This window comes from Clostridium algidicarnis DSM 15099 (assembly GCF_002934235.1).
Taxonomy (GTDB): Bacteria; Bacillota; Clostridia; order Clostridiales; family Clostridiaceae; genus Clostridium_L; species Clostridium_L algidicarnis.
The window spans coordinates 1-13,041 of sequence record NZ_PTIS01000021.1 but is presented as its reverse complement, the minus strand read 5'-3'; the positions used below and the strand labels follow the sequence as shown (position 1 = coordinate 13,041).

Sequence of the window (13,041 nt, the reverse complement as noted above, 5' to 3'; positions counted from 1 at the left end):
TATATGAAGACATACAGTGTTAAACAGATTGCTGATTTGCTTGAAACTAATCCAGAAACTGTGCGCAGGTGGATTCGTGATGGGCGGTTAACTGCAGTTCAAGCATCACGAAAAGACGGAAATATTGTTACTGATGATGAATTGAAGCGTTTTTTAAGGGCAACACCGAAATATTTACCAAAGGTTACATCTAGTGTGGCAACGATGTCTCCAACGGTTGGTTTAGCTACTTTAGCCGCAGGACTAGTGGCCGGTGCTGTTATCAGTTATTGCGATAAAAAAGGCGAAACCGATGTTCGTGTATTACCGGAAGACTTTGAAAAGCATTTGAAAGAAAATATCAAAACTTTAAATCGTACTATACTTCAAAAAAAGTCTCTAATCGTTCAAACTGAAAAAGAAATTGAAGGCATCCAAAAGCAGATTGAACAATATCAACATTTGTTAGAACATGACGAGGTCATAAAGGATACCATCAAAAAGGCAATCGATGCAGATGAAATAAAGGAGGATTAGTAATGGCATGGAATTATGCAGAATTATCAAAAGCAGCCAAAGCAGCAGGAGGTCCTGAGAAACTTATAGAGGCACTTATTGATGCTGGGAAAAGTGCTGGTAGAAAAGAAATGTTGCCAGTTGTGGGAATTACACTTGCTGTAGGTGCTCTCGCAACCATCGGCATTCAAAAACTAATTAAGATCTTCAGCAAGGGAAAAGCACTACCTCAGTCTGAAATTGAGGCAATTAAGGCTGAACTGATTCAAGGTATAAAAGATTATGATGCTGCACATGAAGATATAGAAGAACATACTGAAAATGTAATCAGTTCCGATGAGAACTGCTGAAAATGCGACAAAGAAATGGTATTGTAAAACAGAGAATTATGAAAAGGAGTTATCTATATGAAAATGTTTAAAATTTTAATGAAATACTCTGATGGAAGTAGTGAAGAGCAGGACGAAGTGTTTGATTCTGAAGCTGAAGCCGAAGATTATGCAGGATACTTATGCAGTTGCTACCATGATGGTGCGGAAATTTTGAATTTATCAAATCCTGGAGACTATCCAATTGATGAAGATGATGATGTTGATTATGAGATTCTTGAAGTTGATGTTTAGTCAAAATGCAAAAGGCTATAAAAATTTTACATAATAACAGTGTTTATTGTTAAAAGCATTTACCACAACGGTAGGTGCTTTTCTTATGTCTATTTTAGAGGGGAGTGTGATTGCTATGGGAATTTTATCTGGAATATTTAAATCAAGAGATAAGCCTAAAAACAGAACAGCGGGGAGTGCATATGGTTTCTTTTTAGGCAGTACAACTTCTGGGAAACCTGTTACTGAAAGAACAGCAATGCAAATGACTGCTGTATATTCTTGTGTGAGAATTTTAGCTGAAGCTGTGGCAGGATTACCACTTCATTTATATCAGTACACTGATAATGGAGGGAAAGAAAAGGCGATAAATAGTCCGTTATATTTTCTATTACATGATGAGCCAAATCCAGAGATGACTTCCTTTGTATTTAGGGAAACCCTTATGACTCATTTACTTTTATGGGGAAATGCCTATGCACAAATTATTAGAAATGGGAAAGGTGAAGTAGTAGCTTTATATCCATTAATGCCAAATCGTATGAGTGTAAATAGGGATGAGATGGGAAAGCTTTATTATAGTTATATGATAAGTAAAGAGGATGCTCCTAATAATAAAGGAAACATAGTAAACTTGAATCCTTCTGATGTACTTCATATTCCTGGCCTTGGATTTGATGGACTTATAGGATATTCTCCAATTGCAATGGCTAAAAATGCAATTGGTATGGCTATTGCCTGTGAGGAATATGGAGCTAAATTTTTTGCTAATGGTGCTGCACCGGGTGGGGTACTAGAACATCCTGGTATGCTAAAAGACCCTACAAGGGTTAGGGAAAGTTGGAACGCAACCTTTGGTGGAAGTAGCAATTCAAGTAAAGTAGCTGTTTTGGAGGAAGGTATGAAATATACACCTATAACAATATCTCCAGAACAGGCACAATTTCTTGAAACAAGGAAATTTCAAATCAATGAGATAGCTAGAATTTTCAGAGTTCCACCACATATGGTTGGTGACCTTGAAAAATCTAGCTTTTCTAATATAGAACAGCAATCTTTGGAGTTTGTAAAATACACATTAGATCCTTGGGTTTCAAGGTGGGAACAAGCAATGATACGTTCACTATTATCTCTTAGTGATAAAAAGAAATATTTCATTAAATTCAATGTAGATGGGCTCCTTAGGGGCGATTATCAAAGCCGTATGAGTGGATATGCAACTGCAAGGCAAAATGGATGGATGAGTGCAAATGACATTAGAGAACTTGAAAACTTAGACCGTATATCAGTTGAAGAAGGTGGAGATTTATATTTGATTAATGGAAATATGACAAAGCTACAGGACGCAGGAATATTTGCTAATAAAAATAATTTAGGAATGGAGGGAACAAAGTGAGAAAATTTTGGAACTGGGTAAAAGATGAAAATTCAGATACTAGAACACTATATTTTAATGGTGCAATTGCAGAAGAAAGTTGGTTCGGTGATGAAATTACACCTAAAGCATTTAAAGCAGAACTTGATTCTTCACAAGGAGATATTGTTGTTTGGCTAAATTCTCCCGGCGGAGATTGTATTGCTGCAAGTCAGATTTATGCAATGCTTATGGATTACAAAGGAAACATAACTGTAAAGATTGATGGTATTGCAGCATCAGCAGCAAGTGTTATTGCTATGGCAGGAACAAATGTCTTAATGGCACCTACTGCACTTATGATGGTTCATAATCCACTTACGGTTGCAATTGGAGATGATGAGGAAATGAAAAAAGCAATTGATATGCTTTCAGAAGTTAAAGAAAGTATCATAAATGCTTATGAGATAAAGACTTCTTTATCTCGTGTAAGATTATCTAATCTTATGGATGCAGAAACATGGCTAAATGCAAACAAAGCATTAGAACTTGGTTTTGCAGATGGGATTTTAAAAGATAATAAAAAGCAAAAGTCAGGTGAGGATACTACTTATGCTTTTAGCAGAAAAGCAGTAACTAATTCATTACTTGATAAAATGATAGTCAAAAAGGGTATAAAAATAAATGAAAATAAACCATCAATTGGGGCGCTAAAAGAGCGTCTTAAATTTATTTAGGGAGGAATTTTAATATGAATAAACTTATGGAATTATATGAAAAGCGTAATAAGGCAGTAGCAGATGCAAGGGCATTTCTTGATAACAAAAGAAATGAAAGTGATGTGCTTTCAGAAGAAGATAATGCTATTTATACAAAGATGGAAAACAATATAATGTCTTTAACTAAGGAAATTGAAAGGGAAAGTAGACTAACAGCAATTGATGCTGAAATGTCAAAGCCTACAAGTAGCCCAATCTTAAGTAGTCCTGCAAAGCTACAAACAAATGAAAACCCTAAAACGGGAGTTGCAACAGCTGAGTACAAGGATTCTATGCTAAATGCTCTTCGTTCTAATTTTAGAAGAATTAATAATATACTTCAAGAAGGTGTTGATGCAGATGGAGGATACCTTGTTCCATCAGAGTATGATACTAGACTAATTGAAGGTTTAACAGAAGAAAATATCATAAGAAAACTTGCAACTACAATTAAGACCGGTGCTGAAAGAAAAATAAATATTGCGGCATCTACCCCAGCAGCTGCTTGGATTGATGAAGGGGGAGCATTAACTTTTGGAGATGCTAAGTTTGAACAAATCAATCTTGATGCACATAAGCTACACGTCGCAGTTAAGGTTACAGAAGAACTTCTTTATGATAATGTGTTTAATCTTGAAAGTTACATCTTAAACAAGTTTGCTAAGGCTCTTGCAAATGCAGAAGAAGATGCTTTTTTAAATGGAGATGGAGTAGGAAAACCACTAGGTATTTTTGCAGCAACTGGTGGAGGTGAAATTGGTGTTACAGCTGCAAGTGCAACTACAATTACAGCTGATGAGATAATCAATTTAATTTATACACTAAAGCGTCCATATAGAAAAAGTGCTACATTTATAATCAATGATCAAACATTAGCAATTCTTAGGAAACTAAAGGATGGCAATGGCGCATATATCTGGCAGCCATCATATCAAGTTGGAGAGCCCGATAGTTTACTTGGATATCCTGTTTATACTTCAGCTTATGTTCCAACAGTTGCAGCAGGAAAACCCGTTATAGCCTTTGGTGACTTTAGCTACTATAACATTGGTGATAGAGGCCCTCGTTCCTTTGCAGAACTTAAAGAATTATTTGCAGGTAATGGAATGGTTGGATTTGTAGCTAAAGAAAGAGTAGATGGTAAATTAGTTCTTCCAGAAACAGTACAAATTTTAAAAATGAAAGTTAGTTAATGGAGGTGATGAGTGTATGGTAGTGACCCTTGAAGAAGCAAAGTTATATCTGAGAATAGATAGTGATGAGGAAGATACGCTCATCACTAATTTTATTCTTACAGCTGAAGAAATCTGTGAAGATATATTAAGATATCCTTTATCTGAATTTAAACAAATACCCAAAACTGCAAAGCAAGCTGTTCTTTATGCAGTGGCAAATATGTATGAAAAAAGAGAAGGAACATACTATTACATGAAAAGTGAAAGTGGTAGTATTTCAGAAACTATTAATGTAATGAAATTAATACTAGCTAATATTAGAAAAGAAAGCTGGTGATTTTATGGAGATTGGTGAATTAAGACATAGAACCACTTTGCAAAAGTTTTCTACAAATACTAATGAGAATGGATTTGAAGTTGAGAATTGGCAAGATTACAAAACAGTATGGGCAGCGGTAACTAACTTAAGTGGAAAGGAATACTATGCAGCTGCAGCTGTTCAGGCAGAAAACACTGTAAAGTTTACTATAAGATACACTGATGAAATTGATACTACAATGAGGGTTTTGTTTAAGGATAAGCAGTACAATATAATTTCTATTGATAACATAAAGTATGTAAATAAATTCATAGAAATCAAGGCTATGGAGGTTGATAGTAGTGGCTAAAATGGAGCTTGAAGGAATGCAGGAGCTTATAGATAAAGTAAATAAGCTTGGAGAAAAGGGAGAAAGAATTAAGAAAAATGCTCTTGATAAAGCAGGAGATTTGGTTAAAAGTAGCATGGAGAAAAAGGCTCCGAGGTCAAGTTTAAGTAAAAAACACATGGCTGATAACATAAAGATATCAGATATAGAAAACGAAAACGGAGTAGACTTTGTTGATATAGGTCCTAATAAGGGTGATAACTCAGAGTTCTTTTACTCCAAGTTTTCGGAGTGGGGGACTAGTAAACAATCAGCACAGCATTGGGCAGAAAACTCTGTTGTTGAAAATAAAAAAGAAATTAACAATGTAATTAAAGAAGAATTGCAAAGGGGGCTTGAGGAGTTTGATTAATAAACTAATTATTGATGCCTTAAATCCTCTCAATATTCCTGTGTGTTTTCAAAGGTATTCTGGAAAGGGTGAAACCTATATAACCTTTCATGAATATTTCTCAGGTGGAGAAGATTATGAAGATGATAGGGAAAGCTTAACGGCGCATTATGTTCAAGTAGATGTTTGGTCAAAGGGTGATTACGCAAATATAGTTAAAAATATAAAAGAACTTTTGCTTAAAGCTAGATTTAAAAGATTAAATGAAATAGATCTTTATGAACAAGATACAAAAATCTATCATAAAGGTCTTAAATTTTATTATTTAGAGGAGAGTGATTTAAATGGCTAGACAAATAGGCCTTAAAGATATTCACATAGCTATATTGAAAACTGATGATAATGAGGCAACAACATATGATGTACCTATAAAACTTGAAAGGGCAATAAGTGCAAAGCTTTCACCAAAGTCAAATTCAGATAATATTTATTCGGACGATGCAGTGGAAGATATTATTACTGCATTTGAAGGAGTGGATGTTGAGATTGAAGTAAATCAGCTATCTTTAGAGAGTAGAGCAAAGCTTCAGGGGGCAAAGGTTGCAAAGGGTGTACTTATTGAGAATAAGGATGACATAGCACCAACTATAGCACTAGGCTTTAAATCTAAGAAGAACAATGGAAAGTATAGGTATGTGTGGCTTCTAAAAGGTAAGTTTGAACTTGCTACAGATGAATATGATACGGAGGCTGAAAAGCCAAAGGCTCAAAGTGCAAAGCTTAAGGGAAAATTTTATCCAAGAGAAGCTGATGGAAATTACAGATTTATTGCTGATGAGGATATGAAGGATGTAGATACAACAACTATAAGTTCATGGTTTACAGCTGTTCCAAAAGAGCCTACAGTGTCATCATAGAAAAAGTTGATTTCTAAAAATAAATAGATGGATTAGAAATGTGGAAAGGATAAGTATAAAAACTCTATACTTATATAATTGGTTGAGTTAAAATAGATTTATGAAATAAAGATGGCATGAAAGCAATAGATAAATAGTAATTTGTTCAATCACGTGGATTGGATGAAGGGAGGAAAAGATGGCACGCTTAACAACATCTGTTAGACAAAGAATATTAGAACAGAACGAAGGTTTCAGTAAGAGAACATATTATGAGGGGAGAAATTCCAGCGAAGAAAGAATATACACAATTTCAGGTGGATCACTACACATACGTGCTGTAGGAAAGACATCTTGGGCTGATAGTCGATATGACAATGAGTGGATTGCTAGTGACGAGGAAACTCATAGGTTTTTATATGATCATCAATGGGAAATGAATCTTGATGGAATAGAATAACAAAACACAATATTCAATCAATCATCTTACTATTTCAACCTGAATTGAACCAATGATATATTTAGCAAAATTCACAGACAAATTCCAATTTATAAATCAGTTTTAATTTTAAGACTTACAATTTAGTAGGTCTTTTTCTCGTTAGAAATTTTGAAAGGAGCTGAAAACATGAGAGCATCAGAACTTAAAAATAAAGGAATTAAGTTTAAGCTTAGTAATAAAGAATATGAACTTAAATTTGATATGAACACCTTCTGTGAGTTAGAAGAGGTATACGGTGATATCAACCAAGCCTTTGAAGATTTGCAAAATAAAAAGATTAAAGCTATAAGGGCACTTATTTACTCAGCAATTAAAGCTGAAGATGAAAGTGTTACACTTAAAGAAGTAGGGAAAATGCTTACTTTAAGTGATATGGAAAGGTTAGGTACAGCTGTTAATGAAGCATTAAGTGCTGCTATGCCAGAGGTAAGTGAAGAAAATATGGGGGAATAGAAAGCTGCTCTGATTCTAGTGGATGGGATTGGGAGTGGCTTTTTTATTTAGCTACTAATATTTTAAGGATGACAGAGGAGCAGTTTTGGAATAGTACACCAAAGAAGTTACAAGCTCTTTTAAAAGTATATAAGAAAGTCAATGGAATTGCTGATAAAGAAGAGTTTGATTATATAGATAATGTTATGTTTTAGAAACTCAACGTGAGAGGGGGTGAGGGGATATGGCGAGAGATTCAAATACTGTAGTTGCTAGAGTAGGTCTTGATGATAGAGGATTTCAAGAAGGAGTTTCTAAGATTCAAAGAAGTCTAAAGGTAGTTCAGAGTGAGTTTGCTGCTACAAGCTCTAAAATGGGCGATTATGGAAAGACTACAGAAGGACTGAAGCTTAAGGCAGATAGTTTAAATAAACAGATGGAACTTCAGAAGTCTAAGGTCGAGGCTCTAAAAAAGAGTTATCAAGAAAGTGTAACTACAAAAGGTGAAGATGCTAAGGCTACTGAAAACCTTAAAATTAAGCTCAATTATGCAACAGCAGAACTTAACAAAATGGAAAATGAACTCTCTGGATTAAACAAGGAGATACAGGTTCAAAGTAGTGGATTTACCACATTGGGGAAAAACCTTGAGGGTATTGGAAGCAAAATGAAAAAAGTAGGAGATGGCTTTTCAAGTGTTGGAAGCACCTTAAGCAAAACAGTAACAGCCCCTATAGCAGCGGCGGGAGTAGGACTTTTTAAGCTTGCTAGTGATTTTGATGAAGCAAGTGATTCAATAAGAATAGGCACTGGGGCTACAGGGGAAGCACTTCAAGGTTTAGAAGATGATTTTAAATCTGTATATACAACTGTAGATACGACTATGGGGGATGCAAGTAAAGCAATAGCAGATTTAAATACTCGTACAGGTCTTTCAGGAGAATCCCTTCAAAATCTTTCTACGCAGATGTTAAGACTTGCAAAAATAACCGGAGAAGATATAAATACTTTAATCCCCGCTTCTACTAGAATGTTTCAAGATGCTGGACTAAAAACAGAAGACTATGGAAAAGCATTAGATTACACCTTTAAAGTAAGTCAAAGCACAGGAATAGGTGTTAGTAGACTACAACAACTTATGGCACAGTTTGGTGGCCCTTTAAGACAAATGGGTTTTGATTGGGAAACTTCCGCAGCAATGATGGGGAAGTTTGAAAAGGAAGGGGTTAATACAGAGCTAGTTGTAGGATCTTTAAGAGTTGCCCTTGGAAAGATGGCAAGAGAAGGTATTAGTGAACCTAATAAGGCTCTTCAAGAGATGGTAACAAGAATCAAAGAAGCAGGTACTGCAGGTGAAGCTAATGCCATGGCATTAGAGATGTTTGGGGCGAGAGCAGGTCCAGATATGGCATCAGCTATAAGAGAAGGAAGGTTAAATTTAGATGAGTTAATAAACAGTCTTAAGTCAAGTCCAGAAACTATTGAACAGGTTTATACAGATACAGCAGATGCAGCTGAACAGTTTGTGATGTTAAAAAACAAAATGGCTGTAGCCTTAGAGCCCTTGGGCAAAAAGTTATTTGAAGCAGTAAATAATGCAATGCCTGCCGTTGAGAAGTTTATACAAGCAATAATATCAATCATTGAAAAGTTTAATGAACTAAATCCAGCACAGCAGGATATGATTTTAAAACTTGCTCTTGTTGCAGCTGCTATTGGACCTGTTTTAGGTGTTGTAGGAAAGCTTATATCCGCTGGTGGTATACTATTTTCAACATTAGGTTCTATTTCTACAGCCCTTGGTGCTGCAGGAGGCGCAAGCGGAGCCTTAGGAACTGCTTTTACTGCTATTACAGGGCCGGTTGGAATAATTATAGGTGCAATAGTAGGACTTATAGCCACTTTTGTAGTTTTATATAAAAATAATGAAGACTTTAGAAATTCAGTAAATATTGTATGGAATGCAGTTAAAACTTTAATAGGTGGTGTTATTGAAAGCTTAAAGTCTATGTTTCAAGCTTTTGTTGCATTGGCAAATCAAATATGGATCAAGTATGGTGATGATTTTGTAAATATAATAACTACTGCTTTTAACTTGGTGGCTACTATAGTAAATACAACACTAAGGGTTATACAGGACATTATAAAAATTATAACTAGCGCAATCAAAGGTGATTGGAATGGAGTGTGGGAAGGAATAAAAAATATCACCTTTAATTTATGGAGTGGAATACAGAGTGTTATAAAATCAGCCGTTGATTTAATTAGAGAAATTATAAAAACAGGATTTGAAGTTATTAAAGGGATAATATTAGGTACATGGAACGGAATTAAAGATATAACTGCAATAGTATGGAATAAGATTAAAGAGTCTATTGTAAATCCGATAAATGCTGCTAAAAATGCTGTGAGTAATGCAATAAATGCAATTGAAGGATTTTTTAGTAATCTAAGATTACCAGAGATTAAAATACCTAAAATTAAGCTACCTCACTTTAGTTTAAAGGGAGAATTTAACTTAACACCACCAAGTGTTCCACGCCTAAATGTCGATTGGTATGCGAGTGGGGGTATTTTTAATAGACCTAGTATTATAGGGGTTGGAGAAGCCGGATCTGAGGCGGTACTGCCTATTGATAGATTGGATAGCTTAATGGCTAAGGCAATAGAAAAGGCTAAAGGTGGAGGGAGTGGTGGTCTATCACTTCATATAGAAAACTTCATAAACAACACAGATAAAGATATCGAACAACTTGCTTATGAACTTGAATTTTATAGACAAAGAGCTGTAATGGGAAGAGGGGGTAAATAGTATGTTAAGTTTTAGCTTTGCCAATAAGGATAGCTATAAAGATTATGGCATTTTTATTGCCAAAAGACCTATAATTCCTTCACCAAAACGTAGAGTATCTTATGTGCCTATTCCTGGGAGAGATTCAAGTATAAAATTTGATGAAGAAACCTATGAAGATATAACTGTCTTAGTAGAATGTACTCTAAAGTCAAGAGAAAATTTAACAGATAAAATAGATGAAATAAAAGGATGGCTTTTTAGTAGTGGTGAGTCGAATCTTATATTTAGTTATCAAGCAAATAAAAGGTATATAGCACAAGTTGTAAACGCTATAGATTTTAAACCTATATATAAATCTGTTGGAGCCTTTCCATTAGTGTTTAACTGCAAACCTTTCAAATATGAAGTTAGTAATCAAGTTATAACAATAGTGAAAACAGATAGTATTATAAATAATATGGGTACTCTAGAGAGTAGCCCTATCATAACTGTTTATGGTAGTGGAAACATTGAATTATTTATAAATGATACACTTATAAAATTAAAAGGAATTAATAATAGCATAATAATTAACAGTGATATAGAGGATTGTTATAATGAAGCTTTAGATAATTTAAACTTTAAAATGGAAGGAAATTTTCCAAAGCTAAAAATAGGAGAGAATAAGATAAGCTGGGTAGGCAGTGTTAGCAAAATAGTCCTTTTACCTAATTGGCGGTGGCTATAATGATTTATGTTTATGATAAGAAAACTAAAAAAGGTGAATTTGAAAATAATGGACTAGGTAAATTAAATGAAGCTATTAAAGCAGAAATTACTAATGAATTAAATGGTGAATACAGCTTATATTTAGAATATCCGGTTAAATCTAAAAAAGCAGTTCATCTAGAATACTTCAATATTATAAAGGCAAATAATCAACTGTTTAGAATATATAAAGTTGAGAAAAAGCAAGATAATAATAAAATAATTATGATTTGGGCTAAGCATATTTTTTATGACTTGGCTTTTTATTTTATAGAAGATGAAAGAGCGGTGAAATGTAGTGTAAAAACTGCTCTAGAAAAGTCTTTAGTTGGTGATCTAGAATCAAGATATACAGTAGACAGTGATATTTTAATAAATAATACATTATATATGATAGAACTAAATCCAGTAGAAGCAATATTTAAAATTATTGAAAGATGGGGAACTGGTGAATTATATAGGGATAATTATAATATTAAAATACTAAAGCAAATTGGAAAAGAAACAGGTATGTTAATTAAGTATGGAAAAAATATTAGAGGTATAAAGGTTACCAGTGATACCACTGACTTAGCTACTAAGATTTATCCTAAAGGCTTCAATGGTATAACACTAGCTGAAAAATATATAACTATACCTAATTTTGATAGTTTAAAGTACCCACCTTTTCATATCATAAAGCCAGTTGAGTTCAAAGATGCAGCTGATGAACCTACCTTAAGGATAATGGCAAAGGAGTATGTAAAGACCAAGGGAATTGCTAACGTGAACATAGAAGTAGACTTTATAGAGATTAGTAAATCAAAGGAATATGAAAACTTTAAAAGTCTTCAACAGGTTAATCTAGGAGATTATGTTTTAGTAAAGTATGAAGAGTTTGATATAGATGTGTTAGTGGAAGTAATTAAAATAAAGCAAGACTTATTAAGTGGATGGAATACAAAAGTTGAGCTAGGTCAGCCTAAATCTAGAGGTCAAAGTGATTTTACAGCAATGATTAGCACAGTAAGAGATGAACTGGGAAACAAGGTAGCTCAAGCGTTAACTAGTATGCTTTATTATGCCAATTCACAAGAGGTTATAGTTTCAACCAGCGAAATTCAACCAATCTATTTAGGCATTACTGCAGTTTCAAGTACAAATTTAAGTGTTAATTTATCTATAAGTTGTAATTCAAGTATGGGGAGCACTTTAACTGTAAAGATACTTTTAGATAATGTAGAGATACCGTTTAAACCAAAGCAGAAACTGGAGCAAGGTGATAATATTATAGGAATCCCACTCGGAATTCCTCAAGTTGCTCAAGGAAATCATTATATAGGTATAAACTTAAAAGCTGATAATGGAACGGTAACAATACCAATTTATAATCTTCAATGTATGATTGATGGAAGAAATCTTCAGGGGGGCATGAGTGCAGAACCGCCTCATGCAGAAGTAATTGAAAACATTGATATAGTAAATCCGTCACAGATATTAAAAGAATATGAAACAGGTATAACTATGAATGAAATTATAAAGTCAAATTCAGTTCAAGAAGTAAAGGTTGCTGATGTTGATATAAGAATCGCAGAGGCTGGTGTAACAATAGAGATTATATGAATTAAGAAAGGGTATTTAATAATGGAAGAGAAAGGAGCCTTGTTATGTATAGAGAGACTATATCTTTTAATAAAGATTTAATTAATAATAATGTAATCAAACTTAATAAGAAAAAACCTATCTCAAATATCAGAGGAATTGGACCTATGTCAATAACTTAGACACAAAAAGTCGTACAATATTACTAAGCTGCTTTTCTAAGATTTTCAAATTCTACTGGGGTCATATAGTTTAAAGCACCGTGAATTCTCTTACGATTATACCAGGATTCAATAAATTCAAAGATAGCTCTTTGTGCATATTCAAAGTTAGGGTATTTATGTACATATACTTCCTCTTTCTTAAGAATAGAGTGAAATGACTCTATACAAGCATTATCGTAGGGATTACCCTTACGGCTAAAAGAGTGAATTAAGCCCTTATCAGCAATTATCTTTTTAAACTGTTTGCTAGTATACTGTGTTCCAAGGTCACTATGAAGTATTATACCATTAGGATTAGTAACATTAAGACAAGCATTTTCAACCGCCTTAACGGCTAATTCTGCGGTCATATGCTTGCCATAGGCGTAGCCTACTATTCTTCTGGAATATAAGTCCATCACAGATGCTAAGTAGGTCCACCCTTCTTTAAGGACATGGATATA

Annotated in this window: 18 protein-coding genes; 17 read left to right on the top strand and 1 reads right to left on the bottom strand. The window is 34.0% G+C overall.

The window, feature by feature from the left end:
• Positions 1-3 precede the first annotated feature (3 nt).
• The 17 genes from BD821_RS13330 (at position 4) to BD821_RS11740 (ending at position 12,395) form a co-directional block, all read left to right on the top strand.
• The gene (locus BD821_RS13330) at positions 4-516 is read left to right on the top strand and encodes a helix-turn-helix domain-containing protein (protein WP_115641621.1); all 513 of its coding nucleotides are present in this window, start codon (positions 4-6) and stop codon (positions 514-516) included.
• 2 nt (positions 517-518) lie between these two features.
• Positions 519-845, top strand: coding sequence for a hypothetical protein (locus BD821_RS11810; RefSeq protein WP_174905315.1), 327 nt, complete (start codon positions 519-521; stop codon positions 843-845).
• A 57-nt stretch (positions 846-902) separates the two neighbouring features.
• Entirely contained in the window at positions 903-1,118 is a 216-nt protein-coding gene (locus BD821_RS11805) for a hypothetical protein (protein WP_104410656.1), read from the top strand.
• Positions 1,119-1,233: 115 nt separating this feature from the next.
• Positions 1,234-2,493, top strand: coding sequence for a phage portal protein (locus BD821_RS11800; protein WP_104410681.1), 1,260 nt, complete (start codon positions 1,234-1,236; stop codon positions 2,491-2,493).
• Positions 2,490-3,188: a head maturation protease, ClpP-related gene (locus BD821_RS11795; RefSeq protein ID WP_104410655.1), complete on the top strand. Its 699-nt coding sequence runs from the start codon at positions 2,490-2,492 to the stop codon at positions 3,186-3,188. The genes BD821_RS11800 and BD821_RS11795 overlap by 4 nt, the downstream gene beginning before the upstream one ends.
• A gap of 14 nt (positions 3,189-3,202) precedes the next feature.
• Positions 3,203-4,402, top strand: a complete 1,200-nt coding sequence (locus BD821_RS11790) for a phage major capsid protein (RefSeq protein ID WP_104410654.1) — start codon at positions 3,203-3,205, stop codon at positions 4,400-4,402.
• Positions 4,403-4,418: 16 nt separating this feature from the next.
• Positions 4,419-4,721, top strand: coding sequence for a head-tail connector protein (locus tag BD821_RS11785; RefSeq protein WP_104410653.1), 303 nt, complete (start codon positions 4,419-4,421; stop codon positions 4,719-4,721).
• A gap of 4 nt (positions 4,722-4,725) precedes the next feature.
• Positions 4,726-5,052 (top strand): phage head closure protein, encoded by a 327-nt coding sequence (locus BD821_RS11780; RefSeq protein ID WP_104410652.1) that lies wholly within the window; start codon positions 4,726-4,728, stop codon positions 5,050-5,052.
• A gap of 1 nt (position 5,053) precedes the next feature.
• Positions 5,054-5,443, top strand: a complete 390-nt coding sequence (locus BD821_RS11775) for an HK97-gp10 family putative phage morphogenesis protein (protein ID WP_207719864.1) — start codon at positions 5,054-5,056, stop codon at positions 5,441-5,443.
• On the top strand, positions 5,439-5,774 hold the full coding sequence (locus BD821_RS11770; protein WP_479723209.1) for a hypothetical protein: 336 nt from the start codon (positions 5,439-5,441) through the stop codon (positions 5,772-5,774). Before BD821_RS11775 ends, BD821_RS11770 begins: the two co-directional genes overlap by 5 nt.
• The gene (locus tag BD821_RS11765; RefSeq protein WP_104410649.1) at positions 5,767-6,339 is read left to right on the top strand and encodes a major tail protein; all 573 of its coding nucleotides are present in this window, start codon (positions 5,767-5,769) and stop codon (positions 6,337-6,339) included. The genes BD821_RS11770 and BD821_RS11765 overlap by 8 nt, the downstream gene beginning before the upstream one ends.
• Positions 6,340-6,517: 178 nt before the next feature.
• Positions 6,518-6,778, top strand: a complete 261-nt coding sequence (locus BD821_RS11760) for a hypothetical protein (RefSeq protein ID WP_104410648.1) — start codon at positions 6,518-6,520, stop codon at positions 6,776-6,778.
• Between the two features lie 150 nt (positions 6,779-6,928).
• On the top strand, positions 6,929-7,273 hold the full coding sequence (locus BD821_RS11755) for a tail assembly chaperone (protein ID WP_242971505.1): 345 nt from the start codon (positions 6,929-6,931) through the stop codon (positions 7,271-7,273).
• Between the two features lie 68 nt (positions 7,274-7,341).
• A complete protein-coding gene (locus BD821_RS13790; RefSeq protein WP_278335174.1) occupies positions 7,342-7,467 on the top strand; it encodes a hypothetical protein in 126 nt (41 codons plus the stop codon).
• A 29-nt stretch (positions 7,468-7,496) separates the two neighbouring features.
• Positions 7,497-10,064 (top strand): phage tail tape measure protein, encoded by a 2,568-nt coding sequence (locus BD821_RS11750; RefSeq protein WP_104410646.1) that lies wholly within the window; start codon positions 7,497-7,499, stop codon positions 10,062-10,064.
• 1 nt (position 10,065) lies between these two features.
• Positions 10,066-10,773 carry a distal tail protein Dit gene (locus tag BD821_RS11745; protein ID WP_104410645.1) on the top strand — a complete coding sequence of 236 codons (708 nt, stop codon included), beginning with the start codon at positions 10,066-10,068 and terminating at the stop codon, positions 10,771-10,773.
• Positions 10,773-12,395: a phage tail spike protein gene (locus tag BD821_RS11740; RefSeq protein ID WP_104410644.1), complete on the top strand. Its 1,623-nt coding sequence runs from the start codon at positions 10,773-10,775 to the stop codon at positions 12,393-12,395. The genes BD821_RS11745 and BD821_RS11740 overlap by 1 nt, the downstream gene beginning before the upstream one ends.
• 184 nt (positions 12,396-12,579) lie before the next feature.
• On the opposite strand, the gene BD821_RS11735 is transcribed toward BD821_RS11740, so the two are convergent.
• The coding region (locus tag BD821_RS11735) for an IS3 family transposase (protein ID WP_146076385.1) at positions 12,580-13,041 on the bottom strand (462 nt) is incomplete at its 5' end.